At 48.6% G+C, this 18,633-nt stretch carries 13 protein-coding genes and 1 pseudogene; 11 read left to right on the top strand and 3 right to left on the bottom strand.

What is annotated here, in order from left to right; all coding sequences use genetic code 11:
• Nucleotides 1-12: 12 nt before the first annotated feature.
• From DYH27_RS10930 to DYH27_RS10920, 3 genes are all read left to right on the top strand, one after another.
• Complete coding sequence (locus tag DYH27_RS10930) at nt 13-804, top strand: acid phosphatase (protein ID WP_004354343.1); 792 nt, start codon at nt 13-15, stop codon at nt 802-804.
• A 182-nt stretch (nt 805-986) separates the two neighbouring features.
• On the top strand, nt 987-2,144 hold the full coding sequence (locus DYH27_RS10925) for an OprO/OprP family phosphate-selective porin (protein ID WP_004354290.1): 1,158 nt from the start codon (nt 987-989) through the stop codon (nt 2,142-2,144).
• Between the two features lie 70 nt (nt 2,145-2,214).
• The gene (locus DYH27_RS10920) at nt 2,215-3,504 is read left to right on the top strand and encodes a histidine-type phosphatase (protein ID WP_029216661.1); all 1,290 of its coding nucleotides are present in this window, start codon (nt 2,215-2,217) and stop codon (nt 3,502-3,504) included.
• Nucleotides 3,505-3,673: 169 nt separating this feature from the next.
• Here DYH27_RS10920 and DYH27_RS10915 read toward each other — a convergent pair whose 3' ends face one another.
• Nucleotides 3,674-4,210, bottom strand: coding sequence for a flavin reductase family protein (locus DYH27_RS10915; RefSeq protein ID WP_025067918.1), 537 nt, complete (start codon nt 4,208-4,210; stop codon nt 3,674-3,676).
• Between the two features lie 419 nt (nt 4,211-4,629).
• Here DYH27_RS10915 and DYH27_RS10910 point away from each other — a divergent pair, with 419 nt between their 5' ends.
• A complete protein-coding gene (locus DYH27_RS10910) occupies nt 4,630-5,061 on the top strand; it encodes a Fur family transcriptional regulator (protein WP_004354362.1) in 432 nt (143 codons plus the stop codon).
• Between the two features lie 721 nt (nt 5,062-5,782).
• Here DYH27_RS10910 and DYH27_RS10905 read toward each other — a convergent pair.
• Nucleotides 5,783-6,628, bottom strand: coding sequence for an aldo/keto reductase (locus DYH27_RS10905; protein WP_025067917.1), 846 nt, complete (start codon nt 6,626-6,628; stop codon nt 5,783-5,785).
• Nucleotides 6,629-7,014: 386 nt separating this feature from the next.
• Nucleotides 7,015-8,778, bottom strand: a complete 1,764-nt coding sequence (locus DYH27_RS10900) for an AIPR family protein (RefSeq protein ID WP_025067916.1) — start codon at nt 8,776-8,778, stop codon at nt 7,015-7,017.
• A gap of 160 nt (nt 8,779-8,938) precedes the next feature.
• Between DYH27_RS10900 and DYH27_RS10890 the strand changes: the two are divergent.
• From DYH27_RS10890 to DYH27_RS10850, 7 genes and pseudogenes are all read left to right on the top strand, one after another.
• A pseudogene (locus DYH27_RS10890) lies at nt 8,939-10,240 on the top strand (IS1380 family transposase).
• 600 nt (nt 10,241-10,840) lie between these two features.
• Complete coding sequence (gene ileS / locus DYH27_RS10875; protein ID WP_029216614.1) at nt 10,841-14,506, top strand: isoleucine--tRNA ligase; 3,666 nt, start codon at nt 10,841-10,843, stop codon at nt 14,504-14,506.
• A gap of 134 nt (nt 14,507-14,640) precedes the next feature.
• Nucleotides 14,641-15,024: a TraR/DksA family transcriptional regulator gene (locus tag DYH27_RS10870; RefSeq protein ID WP_004354373.1), complete on the top strand. Its 384-nt coding sequence runs from the start codon at nt 14,641-14,643 to the stop codon at nt 15,022-15,024.
• A complete protein-coding gene (locus tag DYH27_RS10865) occupies nt 15,024-15,752 on the top strand; it encodes a lipoprotein signal peptidase (protein ID WP_025067915.1) in 729 nt (242 codons plus the stop codon). The genes DYH27_RS10870 and DYH27_RS10865 overlap by 1 nt, the downstream gene beginning before the upstream one ends.
• Nucleotides 15,739-16,692: a DUF4296 domain-containing protein gene (locus DYH27_RS10860; RefSeq protein ID WP_004354299.1), complete on the top strand. Its 954-nt coding sequence runs from the start codon at nt 15,739-15,741 to the stop codon at nt 16,690-16,692. The genes DYH27_RS10865 and DYH27_RS10860 overlap by 14 nt, the downstream gene beginning before the upstream one ends.
• Entirely contained in the window at nt 16,689-16,919 is a 231-nt protein-coding gene (locus DYH27_RS10855; protein WP_004354354.1) for a hypothetical protein, read from the top strand. Before DYH27_RS10860 ends, DYH27_RS10855 begins: the two co-directional genes overlap by 4 nt.
• Nucleotides 16,920-16,987: 68 nt before the next feature.
• Entirely contained in the window at nt 16,988-18,625 is a 1,638-nt protein-coding gene (locus DYH27_RS10850; protein ID WP_025067914.1) for a M23 family metallopeptidase, read from the top strand.
• Nucleotides 18,626-18,633 lie beyond the last annotated feature (8 nt).

Below are 18,633 nucleotides of genomic sequence, written 5' to 3'. Positions count from 1 at the left end.
ATCAAGAACCAAATGACAAAGAAAACCTTACTGGCTGGTTTACTGGCGGTATTGTCAGTAACCACATTTGCACAGACACCTGCATCAAAAATCAAGGATGCACGTACCAAACCCGACCTCTTCTTCCTTCAGGACGGTCAGCAGGCAAGTTCGCTTGACCTTCTGCCCGCTCCCCCGCAGCCGGGAAGCATACAGTTCCTGTATGACGAGTCACAGTACCAGTGGGGAAAGATGCAGCGTGACACACCACGCGGCGACCAGGCTGCGGCTGACGCACGTGTCGGCGGTGACGGTGTGCCCAATGCCTTTTCGGAAGCATTCGGCATCAAGATCAGCAAGGAGACCACACCGGAGATCTACAAGCTCGTCCTGAATATGCGCGAAGATGCCGGTGACCTGGCTACCCGCAGTGCCAAGAACCATTATATGCGTGTCCGTCCTTTTGCTTTCTACAAGGAAATGACGTGCAACCCGGAGCAGCAGCAGGAGCTGTCTACCAACGGATCTTACCCATCCGGGCATACAGCCATTGGCTGGGCAACGGCACTTGTCCTTGCAGAAATCAATGTCGACCGCCAGAACGAGATACTCGAGCGTGGCTACCAGATGGGACAGAGCCGTGTCATCTGCGGCTATCACTGGCAGAGTGATGTCGATGCGGCCCGCCTCGTGAGTGCAGCCGTCGTTGCCCGTCTGCATGCTGATCCGGCTTTCCAGACTCAATTGGCTAAAGCAAAGAAAGAGTTTGCAAAGCTTCAGAAAGAAGGTAAGGTAGCCAAGAGTTCTTTCAAGGCAGCAAACTGACAGGGCATAAAGATAAAGATGTTTGATGAATCAGCAGACTTCAAGCCGACAGCATTGGGTTCCGCACAGACAACATCAACAACGGAGGCAATGGCTTAATTCCCCCTTTAACTTTCCCTGATTCCATTATCTCCTTTAAGTCTTTTAACTCCAAAAATAACAGATAACATAAATACATCTCTATGAAAAGAATGATTCTTTTTACAGCCTGCGGCCTGATGGCTTGCGCAGGTGTCTTCGCTCAGCAGGACGAGCCGAAGCTGATTGTCAAGCCGTCAGGACGTATCCTTATGGATGCAGGCGTGATGCACTCGACAGACGATGCACTCGACGACAAGCTCAACGACGGCGTTGCCATTCCCGATGTCCGTGCCGGACTGAGCGCTACTTACGGCAAATGGAAGGCAAAGGTTGACGTCGGTTATGCACGCCAGAGTCTTTCACTGAAGGACATCAACATCGATTACAACTTCGACAAGGAAAACCTGGTTCGCATGGGTTACTTCGTTCATCAATACGGCCTTCAGAGCGGCACATCCTCCAGTTTCAAGATTTCAATGGAAGAACCGTTGGCAAGCCAGGCGTTCTTCAACAGCCGCCTGCTCGGTGCCATGTATGTCCACGCTGGTGAGAAATTCCACGCTACAGCATCTGTATTCGCAGAGAATGATGCCATGAAGATGACCACCGACAAGCTCGGCAATGAGGCTTGGGGCGTTATGACACGTCTGGTATGGCGTCCGATGACAGAGCGTGGAAAGATTTTCCATGTCGGCATCAGCGGTGCCTATGAGTCGCCACGCTACAACAAGAATGCTGCCATCAGCCACAAGTCCTATACGCTGAAAGCTCCGTTCCCGACACGTATTGCCAGCGTCAGTGCACAGGAAGCAACCATCACGGACGCAAAGGCACTGTGGAAGTTCTCTCCTGAAATGAACCTTGCCTGCGGTAACTTCGGCCTCGAGGCTCAGTATTTCTATGTAGGCATCAAACGCGATAACGGTATGCCCAACTATGATGCATGGGGTGCATACGGCAATGTACGCTATCTGCTCAACGGCCAGGGCTACACCTATACAAGGGCAGATGCAGGCATCGCAACTCCGGATCCGGGCTCAATGGAACTCGTTGCATCCTACAACTACTCAACATTGACCGACAAAGATGCCAATATCTATGGCGGTAAGGTAAATGACTGGTCGCTGACCTTCAACTATTATCTCAACAAGTATATGATATGGCGTGTCCGCGGTTCAATCACCCGTGCGACAGAGAATGCCGCCTTCAAGAACAACACCTTCTCGGTTCTCGAGACACGTCTGCAGATCAAGTTCTGACAATCATCCATAGCCCATGCTGAGGGCTATGGAGCAAGAATCAAAGTATGAACATAAAAACATCATTACAATGAGAAAACTAAATTCACTCCTGTTTCTTCTTCTGCTGGCATTCATCTGTCCGTCGCTGGCACAGGCACAGCTCCAGCGTTCGGAAGCCTTCAAGGGAAAATATAAACTGAAAGAGGTCGTCATCCTCTCCCGTCATAATATCCGATCGCCGCTGTCAACCAACGGTTCAGCTCTGAGCAAGATGACGCCGCATGAGTGGACGGAGTGGTCATCCGCAGCGAGCGAACTGACCCTCCGGGGCGGTGTACTTGAGACGGAGATGGGGCAGTTCTTCCGCAAATGGACCGTTGAAGAGGGACTGTTCAAGGAGAACTACGTGCCGACGGTTGACGAAGTAAACCTCTACGCCAACTCCATGCAGCGTTGCATAGCCACCGCACAGTACTTCTCCAGCGGCTTCATGCCGGTTGCCGGACTGCACGTGAACCACCGCTATGTACCGTCCAAGATGGATCCCGTATTCTTTCCACGCCTGACAAAAAGCAGTGAGGCTTTCCGCACTGAGGCCATGAAGCAGATAAATGCCATGGGTGGAAAAGATGGGCTGGTCGGCATCAACAAGAGCCTGAAGGACAGCTATGACATTATTTCCAAGGTACTGGACATGAAACAGAGCGAATATTATAAGAAAGGTGAAGTAAAAGACTTCGTCGACAACGACACCCGGATTACGCTCAACCTCAATCAGGAACCCGGCATGAAAGGCTCACTGAAAAACGCCAACTCTGCTTCCGACGCTTTCATCCTCCAGTACTATGAGGAGCCCGATGCCTTAAAGGCAGCCTTCGGACACAAACTCTCGCTGGAAGACTGGACAAAGATAGCCAGAATCAAAGACGTGTACGGTGACGTTCTCTTCACGGCTCCCATCGTTGCTGTCAACGTAGCACATCCTCTCTTGCAGTATATGTACGACGAATTGAATGCTGACACACGGAAGTTCACTTTCCTATGCGGCCATGACTCAAACATCGCAAGTGTTGATGCAGCCCTCGGCGTCGAGGATTATTCACTCCCCAACTCCATCGAGAAGAAGACACCTATCGGCTCAAAACTCGTATTCGAAAAGTGGGTAGACGCTGCCGATAAAGCCTATGTAGCGATAAACCTCGTATATCAGAGCACCGGCCAGCTCAAGCAGATGTCCCTGCTCGACCTTCGGCATACCCCGCAAATCTATGCGCTGAAGCTGAAAGGTCTCACCCAGAACACAGACGGACTCTACACCTTCGAGGATGTCAACAATCGATTTCTGCGGGCTATCCGTGCATACGATGACATAAAGTAGACCGTGGGCTGGAGAGCTGCTTGTCAACAGACTGACTCTGACCAAACGATCCGTCAATAAAACACTAAATACAACTAAGAGAGACTGCATGACAGCCAGAATGTGCAACCTTGTACATCTGCGCTTTCATACAGTCTCTTTTTTTCATTCCTGGCTGACGGGAAAATGATCACCGGACATTGTCATCTACATATTCATCGTCTCGAACCAAAACCTTTTCAATCTTCCCGACATACATGGTATGAAGGTCTTTCAGAGGGTAAGCCTGATGAAAGATGTCCTTGTCAACAAAACCGCTTTCCTGTAATTCTGCAGCATATTCTTTCTTGCAGATGAACACCAGCTTGGCTTCCTTGAAATAGACACTGTTGTCAGCAAACACTTTCGTGAGGCCGGCCTTCCCGATTTTGTCTTCATCGCGTCCCGACACAGAACCAAGATAAGCCATCTGCTTCCTGAAAGACTCATCCATGACGCAGAGTGTAAAGTAATCCTCCCGGTCCACAAACGTCTTTGTATAGCGGCTTGGACGGAGGTAGACAACAGCAGTCGGGTCGTTATGTCCCCAGAGACAGCCGAGGTGTCCCCAGCTGATAGTCATCGTATTGCACCCGGTCTGCTCACTGCCGGCCGAAATGAGCATCCATTCCTTCCCAAGAAGATTGAACGGATTGAATTTCAATTCTTTGTAACTGACTTCTTTCATGCTGATTATATGTTCGTTTAAATTTAAAGGAGTGTGTCCTGCCCCGCTGTACACTTGAGCAGAATCCAGATACAAAAGTAAGATTTTTATGGCTCTCGGCAATACACTTCAATGGTATTTTTACGACAGACCCTGAAATTCCCTTTGGCAGGACTGCAATATTCCTGTAAACCCAGTAGTGTTCCATGCAGGACGGTACACGGAAAGACACCGTTATAAATTACATGAAATAACAAAGATAAAGTGTGAATTAAAGTCAAATCCCTCTTATCCTTGTATAATTTACAACATAATATTTGTCCGCTAAATACAAAAACAGTAACTTTGCAGAAAGAATACGTAAGTCATCTGTACACACAGGGGATTCAGTGTTGATAATAAAATTATTTCTCAATATAAATTGATAAAATCTTACTATAGTGGATTCAGCTTACAATAAACTCATCGCATTGGGTATCCGCCCTTCCATCCAGCGTGTCGCCATTATGAAGTACCTGCTTTCCCACCATACACACCCAACGGTGGAGGAGGTTTTCGTCGCACTGAAAAAGCAACTGCCTACGGTAAGCCGCACAACTGTTTACAACACGCTGAGAATGCTGTCGGAACACGGAGCCGCACTGATGATTACCATCGACGACCACCGTGTATGCTACGACGGTGTCACGGAGCCGCACGCACACTTCTTCTGCAAACGCTGCGAGAAGGTGTACGACTTTGAGGCCATGGAGATGCCGCGCTATACCGGCGAACTCGGCAAGGGATTCAGGATTGACGATACACAGCTCTATTACAAGGGTATCTGCCCGAAATGTCTGGAAGCAATGAAAGAAGAAGACGGCCTGAACTGACAGGCTGCCTTCCTATTCCTATGGCCGTATCTCCCGCATACAGCGGTCTGCAAGTCGCTGTTCCTGCATGATAACCAGGATATGAAAGACGGGGAATCCATGTGCGCCCGGACAGCAGTCATGTCTGACGCTCGGAGGAGCAGGATTCCGTCCTATAAAGAATGAAAAGAAGTTTACATTTCGGACTATTCATCCAACCGGTTTCTTCCGTCCTGGCATGCGTGGAAAAGCTGGAGACAGAGTCCCGGTCCCGTAACAGGCACTGCCTGCCTTTCTGTTAACGCCTGATTTCGTTCCAATCAGTGCCTACTTGCACGCCAGTTAACGCCTGTCTGCAACGTAATTAAGCACCTTTCCAAAACAGGTATGTACCGACTTGATAAAGAGCGAGTTACACCTTTCATAGAAACAGCCTGACGCTTATGGGCTGTCAGACTTGTCCAAATTTATCAACAAACACGTAAACCAGGCAGGGAGAGGCATTGGCCTGGTAAATTATCAGGACAAAACGCAATACAGTTGTTGAATATCATCTGCTTCTCATCCCTTGTTCAAAACCTCTTCTTTTTCTTTAGCCTTAATTCCGCAGCATAAATTCTTGTGAGAACTCCAAGTGCCTGAGAAACAAAGTTCTCAAAACACTTGGATATGTCAGAAACTTCACCTATCTTGGTGCTGCAAACATAACAAGTAAGCAAAAATTTGACATGACAAAATCACATCAGAGTGCTCTCCATCCCATAAACATCTTCACGGTCTCCGGATCGTTATGGTCGAAAAATGCGCTTTTGGCGAGGTCAAGGGATTTGATACGCTCCATTTCGTCGGGTGTAAGCTCGAAGTCGTAGATGTTGAAGTTCTCTTCCATACGGTTGCGGTGGACGGACTTCGGAATGATGATGACATCGCGTTGGGTGAGGTAGCGGAGGGCAACCTGTGCCACGCTCTTGCCATGCACCTTGCCGATTTCCTTTAACACAGGATTCACGAAGAGTCCGTTGCGACCTTCGGCAAGCGGTCCCCACGACATCGTATGCGTGCCGAACTCATCCATGTACTCCTTACTCCTGATTTGCTGGCAGAAGACGTGCGTCTCCACTTGGTTCACTGCCGGTACGATTTCGACATTGCTCGCAAGGTCAATGAAATGGTTCGGCTGGAAATTGCTCACACCGATAGCGCGCAATTTGCCCTCCCGATAAGCCTCTTCCAAAGCGCGATAGGCACCATAGTAGTCACAAAAAGGCTGATGAAGCAGCATGAGGTCGATGTATTCGGTCTGCAACCGGCGCAGGCTCTCGTCAATGCTTGCTTTGGCACGTTCGTAGCCGTAGTTGCTTATCCATATTTTAGACACCAAAAAGATTTCGCTGCGGGCAATGCCGCTCTTCTTCACTGCTGCGCCCACGCCCTCTTCATTGTGATACGCTTGCGCAGTATCCACCATCCGATAACCTGCGCCGAGTGCGTCGTTCACGCAACGTCCGGCTTCTGTCGGTTCCACTTGATATACCCCGTAGCCCAATTGGGGTATTTTCACTCCGTTGTTTAACGTTACATACTTCATTTTCTTCTCTTTTTTGGGGTTAATGATTACAAAGTTCTTAATTCCGCAGCATAAATTCTTGTGAGAACTCCAAGTGCCTGAGAAAATTATTAGCTGATATTCAGCTAATTAATTTTTAGAACATCCCTAAAGAGATTCCCTTGATGCTCAACGCACCAAGAGAATTCTTTATTATTATCTTGCTATTAGCACTGTAAGACCTATACTTGTCAACGATGTTCATCGCCTGGCCAACTCTGATAATATTAGTAATTCGAAGTATGTAATTATATCCAGTAAGAAACAAATGCAGGCAGACATTTCAAAAGATATCTTGAAAAGCCTGCCCGCAAATATAGCACTAGAGTTATCCATTGGAGAGCCACTAACAAACTTGGATATACTGATTAGTGTCCTTCCACTTTATACCCAGCGTTTCGCATTAGTGCGATAGTAAAGTCTCTTTGTCTGGTGAGTTGCTCGTTCTGTTTGGAGCTAGACTTATGGACTCCCATAGAACTCAATGTTGAGGCAATTATCCCAGCAGCTTGAGCAAGAACTTTCGTAAATTTAGCATCATCGTTGACAACATCAAGAACTTTATTACAGTATTTCTCGGCATCGCCCGAATTAGGTCTAAAGTTGTTCGGTCGCTTTGCTGCTAATAGTGCGACTAACATGATTATATGATAGGAGAACTTCTTTATAGAACTGTATTTCCTATCGCTAAAGATCACCTCATTCGTTCGATACAGGCACCATGCTGCAGTATAGTAAAGAATCAACTTGTCGCTGTCAACAAAAAGCTTCTTGCGATACGATGATAAGAGCTCTCCGTAATATCGATGGGTACTCTGTGGTTCGAGTAGGAACATGCTCAAATAGGACTTTATCTGCATTGTTAAGGTAACGATACGTTTGCGATTAATTTCCTCTTGCGTATTGAATTCCCTAGATCGGCGCTCATAATACAAACGTTGAGGCGCATCGTATGTTTCATAATATGCTTGGAGCTTCTTATGAAAATCTTTTAATGACTCAAACGCCTCGTCAAGAACTTGTGTCTGCTTATTAGTGGATTTGATAATGTCTATAATAAGCTCTGGATCATCCGTGCTAATCAGTTTAATGCTACAGAATATATTCTTTGCATTTTTAATATCGTTTCTTGACGAATATATCACGTTGCACGTTTGACATCCATTAACGACTTGAAAATCTGAAATGGTAAAATTGTCACCAACCCGATTCATTGTTCGGGCAACGATCGTTATTCCGTTATTTAATATTGGGAAATGAACAGATTTCTTGCCATCAACAAGAGTTCTCCGAATTTCTTCATTCACAGGGTTATACCCTAAAAAACCACGGACGTTTTCATAGAACAAAGCATTTTGAAGAACGCCATCATCATCACAAATCAAATTAAGGAGATCTTTTATGCTCAGCAGTCCTAAATAAGCTTCCTTAACTCCACTTATTGCAGGGAAAGCAACAGTCTTTTCCATCGGCACATTCTTGACGATAGACTGTGTCACCTCACGATAGAAAGAATGCAGCTTGTCTGCATCTACGGGAATGAGATCAACTCTTGAAGTAATATTAAGAATCTCTATGTCCTTGATGATTTTTCGTTGTACTTGGACAAGATTCTCATCGTTTGTCCATTTTCCTGTTGTAACATAATAAATATAGCATTCAGGATTCTTCTCAAACCGATCAGCCTTCTCAAAAATAGTATCCATCAGTACTTTCGCCTTAGTGATTTTAGGATTCCCATTGATGGGCTTTACGTCGAAAAAGCGAGTAATGCCATTACCCATTTTTAGCATGTCACCAGAATCAAAAGTACTACTAGTCTTAGATTGTACAAAAACAATTTTTACATTAAACTTCCCATTGCCAACGATACCTTCAAATTGTTCCTTGTTCGTAACGATATTATCATTGACCAGGACTAATAAACCATCGATGCCGAAGTCACCGCCCTGACCAGTGTGGACAGCCTCGTAAAGGAGCGGATCGTCTTGGTAGGCATCTAGTTGATACTTACTAACAATGCAGAAGTTTACAAAGTGTTCGAATTGGACACTTTCGTCTTTCTCTTCTATCCGATAGTCGGACAAGAAAGAATTCATGCAAGATTTAATAATGCGATTTTGAATAGCCATATGAAAAAGTTAAGTAATAATAATCAAGAAGTCCTTAATTCCGCAGCATAAATTCTTGTAAGAACTCCAAGTGCCTGAGAAACAAAGTTCTCAAAACACTTGGATATGTCAGAAATTCCACCTATCTTGGTGCTGCAAACATAGTAAGCAAAAAACTGACATGGCAAAGGTAGCAATTAAAAACGAGAATATCACCTCTTACGGTGGAATTTATCATATTATGGACGTTTTCTCAAAGTTGGGCTTTGAAAAACTTACCGAATCTGTATTGGGCAAACGTGGAAGTAGCGGCAAAGCATTCTGTTATGGAAGTATTTTCGGCTCTCTCTTCTTCAGTTACCTTTGTGGTGGAGAATGCCTTGAGGACATCAATGCGCTTATTGGGCAGTTCAAACAGAGACCTGATACGCTGTTACCCGGTGCCGACACCGTGGGGCGCGGACTAAAGGAGCTTACCGAGAAAAATATTGTCTATAAGAGCGAGACCTCCGACAAGTCGTATAGTTTCAACACAGCAGAAAAGTTGAATACCTTACTTTTACGGATGATACGAAGAATGGGGCTTATAAAGGTGGGCAGTCATGTTGACTTAAACTTTGATCATCAGTTTATTCCAGCCCACAAGTTCGATGCAAAGTATTCCTACAGGCAGGACCATGGCTATTTCCCTGGTTGGGCTTCCATCGGGGGAATCATAGTCGGAGGTGAGAACCGTGACGGAAACACCAATGTGAAATTCCATCAGGAGGACACGCTCCGTCGCATTATGGACCGTGTAACCTCAGAACTTGGTGTGGTGATAGAGCGTTTCCGTGCCGACTGCGGGTCGTTCTCGAAGGAGATCATCCAGACCGTAGAGCAGCGCTGCAACACGTTCTATATACGTGCTGCCAACTGCGGCAGCCGACACGAGGACTTCCGCCAGCTGGAAGAATGGAAGAGCGTTGAGGTTGGTTATGAGAGATGCGATGTCACCTCCGTCAGCATGGACAACTTAATAGAAGGAAGGTCATACAGGCTTGTCGTATAGCGTAGTCCCTTGAAAGACAAGCACGGCAGGGAACAGACGGATATATTCGGAGTGATATACACATACCGCTGTATCCTTACCAATAACCGGACATCCACAGAGAAGGACATCATCACATTCTACAATGAGCGTGGAGCAAGCGAAAAGAACTTCGACATACAGAACAATGACTTCGGATGGTCGCATCTGCCCTTTTCCTTCATGGATGAGAACATGGTTTTCATGATGGTTACCGCCATGCTGAAGAACTTCTATCTCTATCTCGTCCGTCATATCAGCGAAAAGGTCAAGCCGTTGAAAAAGACAAGCAGGCTGAAAGCCTTTATCCTACATTTTGTCAGCGTGCCAGCAAAATGGGTGCGAACATGAAGGTGGAACGTTCTGAACCTGTATACAAATAAAACCTACTACTCTGAGGTCTTCCTTGAATAAGCAGCATTTCTTTGTGGTTCTCATATTCCCCATTGGTTTGGGTGGGGGATTTTATGCTTAGAAAAGACCCAAGAAACACCGAAGCACCTCATATCAACATATAGAGCTCCCAAAAGACATCTCAACATATAAAAAATTCTCACAAGAAAAAATACTGCGGAATTAAGGTTTAGAAAGAAAAGCGAAGGGCCGCCTCGTCGAATAAAAGTCTCTACTTCTTTCCTCATGGGATGACAGACAAATTTCCTCATGGGGATGTCAGACAAAGAGCAGTCATGTCTGTTTCATTCCTACGTATTTCCCATTCAATGTCAGGATTATGGGAATGCTCCACTTTGAACGGCTGTCTATATGAACATTGCCTGTTCTTCGTACTTTCCTGTGTTTATACGGTGTATTCCGCTTACCTGAAAGGAACAGCAACAAAGATAATATCCGACATCTGCTCCTATTCTTTCTGCTGTCCGCCCTCTGTCACGATGCCGCTTTGCCCGGCAGAAAACCGATTGGCTTTCCCGTACAGCTGAAAAGTTTGGTAGTTTCAGTTGTTATTTGTATCTTTGCAGGTATTTAGAAAACAAGCAAAATAACAGATATAATATGGCAAAGAAATTCGCCGAGCACAAGGGACTGGACCTTGTAAGTACCAACCAGGAAATCTTGAAAGCGTGGGAGAAGAAAGACATCTTCCACAAAAGTATCGATGAAAGAGAGGGTAATCCCCAGTTCATCTTCTTCGAAGGACCTCCTTCAGCCAACGGTCACCCAGGTATTCACCATGTGCTGGCACGTTCAATCAAGGACGCTTTCAACCGCTACAAGACCATGCAGGGCTTCCAGGTTCATCGCAAGGCGGGTTGGGATACGCACGGCCTTCCTGTTGAATTGGGTGTAGAGAAAGAGCTGGGTATCACCAAGAAAGACATTGACAACCACTCATCCCCAAAATATATCTCGACGGAAGACTACAACCACAAGTGCCGTGAGAACGTGATGAAGTTCACAGCCGAGTGGAAGCAGTTGACAGAGGAAATGGGCTACTTCGTCGACATGGAGCATCCCTACATTACCTACGACAACAAGTATATCGAGACACTGTGGTGGCTGCTCAAGCAGCTTTACAACAAGGGGCTGCTCTATAAAGGTTACACCATACAGCCCTACTCCCCTGCTGCCGGCACTGGCCTTTCGAGCCATGAACTGAACCAGCCGGGGTGCTATCGTGACGTGAAGGACACAACCGTTACGGCGCAGTTCTCCATCCCCGCTGCTGATTGGAAAGTATTAGCAGAGAAGGCGGATCTTCCCAAGGAGGCCTGGGGAAAGCCCTGCTTCGTGGCATGGACCACCACTCCCTGGACCTTGCCCTCAAACGTCGCGCTCTGCGTAGGACCAAAGATAGAATACGATATCATCGAGACCTACAATCCCTACGATGCTGAAAAACTGACGCTGGTCATGGCTTCAAGCCGTGTCGCTGCCTATCTGAAACCGGAAGGCGAGATAACGGACGGCGGCGAACTGCCGCCCTACGAGCGCGGCGACAAATATGTCCCCTATCGTGTCGTAGCCAGACTGACGGGTACGGAACTCGAGGGCCTGCACTATCGGCAGCTCATGCCATGGGTAAAGCCGGTGGAGAAGACCGGTGAACTTGCTCCTAAGTTCGTGAACGACTATGCTGCCGCTCATCCGGAGAAGGTGTTCACGAGCGAGGACGGCCGCGACAGGTTCGTCGAGATGGAAAGCGAGGCTTTCCGCATCATCCTCGGCGACTACGTGACGACAGAAGACGGTACGGGCATCGTACACATCGCCCCTACCTTCGGTGCAGACGATGCCAAGGTGGCCAGGGATGCCGACATTCCTGCACTCTACCTTATATCAAAGAAAGGCGAAACACGCCCGATGGTGGATCTGCAGGGGAAATACTACACGATTGACGAACTGGACAGAAACTTCGTCAAGGCTTGTGTCAACGAAAAGGCTTACGGCCATCATGCCGGTGACTATGTGAAGAATGCCTACGATCCGCGCTTCAATCCGAATGGCATCTGGGACAAGAAGGCCTCAGAAAAGGCGGAAGACCTGAACATCGTCATCTGCATGGAGATGAAGCAGGAGGGAACGGCTTTCAACATCCAGAAGCACGTACACAACTATCCCCACTGCTGGCGTACCGACAAACCCATCCTCTACTATCCGCTCGACAGCTGGTTCATCAAGGACACGGCAAGGAAAGCGCGCATGGTTGAACTGAACGGAACCATCCGGTGGCAGCCGGAATCGACAGGTACCGGCCGCTTCGGCAACTGGCTGGAGAACCTGAACGACTGGAACCTGAGCCGTTCACGCTTCTGGGGCACTCCGCTGCCGATCTGGCGTGACGAGAACCGCGGCGAGAAGTGCATCGGTTCGGTAGAGGAGCTTTATAATGAGATTGAGAAGGCTGTCGCCGCCGGTGTGATGGACAGGAATCCGCTGAAAGAAGCCGGATTCGTCGTGGGGGACTTCAGTCAGGAGAATTACGACAGGATTGATCTGCACCGTCCTTACGTGGATGAGATTGTTCTTGTAAACGAGGAGGGCAGACCCATGCACCGGGAGGCAGACCTCATCGATGTATGGTTCGACAGCGGTTCCATGCCTTATGCACAGTTGCATTATCCGTTCGAGGGCGAGATCAATGCAGAAGGATTGAAAGCCACAGGCAAGACCGAAGCCGAATACCGCAGGGAACTGGTACACTCCACCTACGAAGGAACAGCCGTTCCACCGGCTTTCTTCCCGGCTGATTTTATCAATGAGGGTGTCGACCAGACCCGCGGCTGGTTCTTCACGCTCCATGCCATTGCGACGATGGTGTTCGATTCTGTCGCCTTCAAGAATGTCATTTCGTCCGGCCTTGTGCTCGATGCCAAGGGCAACAAGATGAGCAAGCACGTGGGGAACGTGACCGATCCGTTCGAGATGCTGCATAAATACGGTGCCGATCCTGTCCGCTTCTACATGATGACCAACAGCGAACCATGGGACAACCTGAAGTTCGACCCGGAGGGAGTTGACGAGTGCCGCCGCAAGTTCTTCGGCACCTTATACAACACATACAGCTTCTTTGCACTCTATGCGAACGTTGACGGATATGATGCCGCAACCTGCGAGTCGGTGAAGGCCGGTGCTCCGGAGATTGACCGTTGGATCATCTCCAAACTCAATTCACTCATAAAGGGTGTTACCCATGAGCTGGAGAACTTTGACCCGACGCGTGCCGGCCGGTTGATTGACGCTTTCGTCAACAACGACCTCAGCAACTGGTACGTCCGTCTGAACCGCAAACGTTTCTGGGGCAAGGAAATGAGTGCCGACAAGAAGAGTGCTTACGACACGCTGTACACCAGTCTGATGACCGTTGCACGGCTGCTGGCACCTTTCGCTCCGTTCTATGCCGACCAGCTCTACAAGGACCTCGGCGGAGAACTCGAGAGTATCCATCTCGACCGTTGGCCAGTGGCCGACGAGGCTGTCATCGATGCTGACCTTGAAGCACGTATGGACATGGCACAGCGTATCACATCAATGGTTCTCGCCCTTCGCCGCAAGGTGAACATCAAGGTGCGTCAGCCACTGGCACAGATCATGATACCGGCTGTTGACGCAACACAGAAGAAGCACATAGAGGCTGTGGCCGATCTTATCAGACACGAGGTGAACGTGAAAGAACTCGTATTCGTTGAAGGTCAGGGCGTTCTTGTAAAGAAGGTGAAGTGTAACTTCCGTGTCATGGGCAAGAAATATGGCAAGCTGATGAAGCAGGTCGCTGCCCGCATGAACGAACTGACACAGGAGGAGATCGCCACACTGGAGACATCCGGCGAGTTCTGCTTCGAGGTAGAAGGTCAGCCGGTCAAAGTGGAGGCAGCCGATGTGGAAATCATCTCGGAGGACATTCCGGGATGGCTGGTCAGCAATGAGGGTAACCTGACGGTGGCCCTTGAGGTTGAACTGACAGACGAACTCCGTCGCGAGGGTATGGCACGAGAGCTGATCAACCGTATCCAGAACCTGCGCAAAGAGTCCGGACTTGAAATCACCGACCGCATTGCTGTTGTCATTGAACCGAACAAGGAGGTGGCGGCGGCAGTAGAATCGTTCGGCGAACTGATCAGGACCCAGGTGCTTGCTGATGCTGTAACTCTTGGCGAAAACAACGGTGCGGAGGTCGAATTCGATGACTTCAGACTGCATATCGCTATACAAAAGAACTGAGACAATGGGATCCGGGGGCATTGGCAAATGCGCCCGGAAGCTCTTTCTTTGCAGGTAAGATGTCTTCTCATGAGACGGCCTCTACTCCTGTATTCTACTGATCATATTCAATAAACCTAATTCAATTTTACTTTATGGAAACAAAAAAGCGTTATACCGATGAGGAGCTCGAGGAGTTCCGCTCGATTGTAAATGACAAACTGTCTGTTGCCAAATCCGACTATGAGGAAACAATGAAAATCCTGATGAACAAGAATACGAATGACGTGGATGACACCTCACCGACGTATAAGGCACTGGAAGAAGGCAGTTCAAGCCAGACAAAGGAGGAACTGGTGCAGATGGCACAACGCCAGCAGAAGTTCATCCAGGCTCTGCAGGCAGCACTCGTCAGAATCAACAACAAGACCTACGGCATCGACCGAATCACGGGAGAGCTGATTCCCAAAGAACGTCTGCGGGTAGTACCTCATGCAACACTGAGTGTGGCATCCAAGGTCGCAAACAAAAATCACTGATGAGCAAACAGAAAAAACAAAGCCTGACAGCTGCTTCGCTGATTGTCCTGTTGATTCTAATCGACCAGGTCATCAAGGTGGCTGTCAAGCTTAACATGAACTTAGGTGAGTCCATCCATATCTTCGACTGGTTCCAGATAGAATTCGTCGAGAATGTGGGTATGGCATGGGGCATGGAACTGGGAAGCAAACTCTTCCTCAGTGTGTTCCGCATCATTGCCATAGGCCTCCTTCTCTGGTACATATCCAACCGTATCAGACAGGGAGCAAGGACGGGATATATCGTCGTACTGGCTATGATCACTGCCGGTGCTGCCGGAAACATTTTCGACTCCATCTTCTATGGACAGATCTTCACCGCCTCCACACCTTATTATATAGAGGGTGCGACACCGGCGACACTTGTCTCATGGGGCGAAGGATATGCACCGGTACTGATGGGCAAGGTAGTGGATATGTTCTATTTCCCACTTTTCCGTGGTACGTTTCCTGACTGGTTCCCACTGTGGGGGGGCGAGTCATTCGTCTTCTTCTCACCTGTCTTCAACTTTGCAGACTCCTGTATTTCCATAGGGGTAATAACCATTATCCTTGCATTCCGCAAGGACTTCAACGGCTGGGTGCCAGCCAACAGCAGACCGGTCGCAGACAGCAAGGCTGCTGTCGGAAGGACTGGCGTTGACAGCCAGGACAATGTAGACAACCGGATGACTGATGACAAGAAGTAAACATAAAGCACGCCTGCATGCCGCATTCAGTGGGGTTCTGCTCGCAGTCTTCTCTGTAAGCTGCAAGCCTGCTATCCCCTCCGAGTATATCCAGCCATCGGAAATGGAGGATATGCTCTACGACTACCATCTGTCCATGGCAATGGTGAGCCGTGACGGTTACACAGACGTAAGGGAAAAGGCTTTCAAACTGGCCGTGATGAAGAAGTATGGAGTGTCGGAAGAGAAATTCGACAAGTCGCTTCAGTACTATATGCGCCACACCGAGAAGCTGCACGACATCTATGTGGATCTTACCAAACGGTTTGAGAACGAGGCACGCTCGCAAGGTGCATCCGAGAGTGAACTGGCTCAATATGGTGACGTTGCTTCGAAAGGAGACACGACTGACATCTGGCACGGCAGCCGGTCACTGGTTCTTTCTCCATACGCCCCTGTGGACCGTGAGACCTTTGAAATCAAGGCGGACACAGCCTACCACAAAGGCGACCGCCTGCTGATGAGTTTCGACTCACAATTCCTGATACAGGACGGTATGCGTGATGCGGTCGTTGTAATGGCTGTCACCTATTCCAATGACAGTATCGTCACGCAATACCAGCATATCTCATCCGATTCTCACCAGACAATGACCATCGATGCAGGTGACTCCCTGCGTATCAAGAGCATCCGCGGCTACTTCCTGATGTTGAAAGGACAGCAGCCTACGACAACTTTCAAGATGCTTGTTCTGAACAACATACATCTTGTGCGTATGCATATCCGACGTGAAGGTACCGTCGAGGATACTGATTCGCTACAGAGTTCCGATCCGATCCGAACCATCGGAGGCGAGCCCGTCAATCCACAGGCTGTCCCCGAGCAGCCTGTCGCACCACCGGCAAGAACTCCTGCAGATGCAATGAAAGAACGTGGCATACCAGACAGGACCAGTCGATGACAGGGAAGAGAAAGATTACGCTAAGACGTATCGGAGCCCATATAATTGAACTGCCCGAAGGGCTGATTGAACAGGGAATAGTGGTAATAGAGAGTGGCATCGTCAAGATGACCTTTCCCTTCACCGAAGAACAGCCAATGACCGAATGGGTCTCCGGTACCATCACCATACGGATTGACGACAATGGCAAGGCCAGGGCCTACAAAGGGAACACACTGCTGGAATAGCCTCTCCATCCGTCTCGGCATCATAGCTTTGAACAGAACATAGAATGAAAAAAAGAATCTGATAGAGAATGAATCTGTTATTGAATCTTTTATTATCCGTATTGCCCTTTGGCTCGCCGGTTCATGTTCCTGTGCAACTGGCGGGAAACTTCGGCGAACCCCGCCCCAATCACTTTCACGGAGGGATTGATGTCAAGACCGACAGGGAAGTCAACCTCGGTGTCTACTCCATTGCCGACGGCTACATTTCGGGAGCCGTCATTGAGAAGTACGGAGAAGGGCACGCCCTGATGGTAACTCATCCGAACGGCTACACAAGCTATTATTTCCACCTGAACCGATTTGCCCCACAGATTGAGGCTGCCGTACGCAAGTGGCAATATGTACACCGCCAATATGCCTGTGACATAAAATTCCGACCGGGAGAATTTCCTGTCGCAAAAGGACAGTTCATTGCTCTCAGCGGAAATACAGGCTCATCTCAAGGCCCGCACATCCATCTGGAAATGCACAGAACAAAGAATGACAATCTCTGTGACCCGCTCAATTTCCTCAAAGGTATTGTAAAAGACAGGACGGCACCGGCCGTCTATGCCTTCAAATCATATCCGCAGCCGGGGGAAGGCGTCTTCCAGCACTCATCCTCCTCACGCATCTTCACTTTTGACAAGGGACATTTCCAGGCATGGGGCAAGGTGGGCTTCGGCGTAAGGGCCAACGACCACATGGACTCCGTATATAACAATTACGGCGTACGTTATATACGCCTGTACTGTGACGGACGGCTTGTCTTTTCCTCAGATGTAAACAACATTCCGATAAGCTGCCACAGGATGGTGAACTCATGGGGCGATTACGAACACTTCCTTTCGACGAAGATATGGTTCATGAAGTCGTATATAGAACCCGGCAACACGCTCCCTATCCTCCGGGCGGGTGCTGACAGAGGCATCATCAACTTCAACCGGCAACGCGACTATCACCTGCGCTATGTAATCAGCGATGTCTTTGGCAATCAGACTGTAAAGGAGTTTGTTGTACGTGGTGAGCCTGAAGCCATTCCCAAACCTGTCGGCCCAGAAGAGGCAACCCCGCTCTGTTATGCCAAGGACAACCGCTATGAGGCGGACGGTGTGCGGCTGGATATTCCGAAAGGGTTGCTTGCGAAGAACAGCTGGTTACAGCCACGGCGCATCAATGCCGCCAGTTCATTTTCAATGGGCTATAGCTTTTCCAAGGCTTCATTCCCATTGTTCCACTACGCACGGATAAGCATCAAACCGGCAGGCGTAGTCCGTAATCCCAAGAAACTGTATATTGCCATGCGGACGGGCATAGGGGCTGCTGCACCGGCATCGTTCTGCGGTGGTGAATATGCCGACGGCTGGGTGACAGGACGACTGCGGGAACTGTCGAATGTCTATTACATAGCGTCTGATGAGACCTCTCCGACTATCACACGGATGAACCTCAATCCACATCATCTCTTCTTCAAGATAACTGATACGGGGAGCGGCCTGAAAGGATATGAGGCTTATGTTGACGGGAAGTTCATCCTCCTGGCATTTGGCAAGAACAAAGAAGTATTCTTCTGCGACCTGACCGATACCCCGGTCCGTCCTACAGGAAAAGAACGGACGCTGAAGGTCATAGCCGTCGACAACCGAGACAACCGACATGAATACATGACCAAGATAAAGTATTAATTCTTAAA

The organism is Prevotella denticola, assembly GCF_900454835.1.
GTDB classification, from domain to species: Bacteria; Bacteroidota; Bacteroidia; order Bacteroidales; family Bacteroidaceae; genus Prevotella; species Prevotella denticola.
The sequence above is the reverse complement of the archived record's forward strand: the minus strand, read 5'-3'. Positions and strand labels throughout refer to the sequence as shown.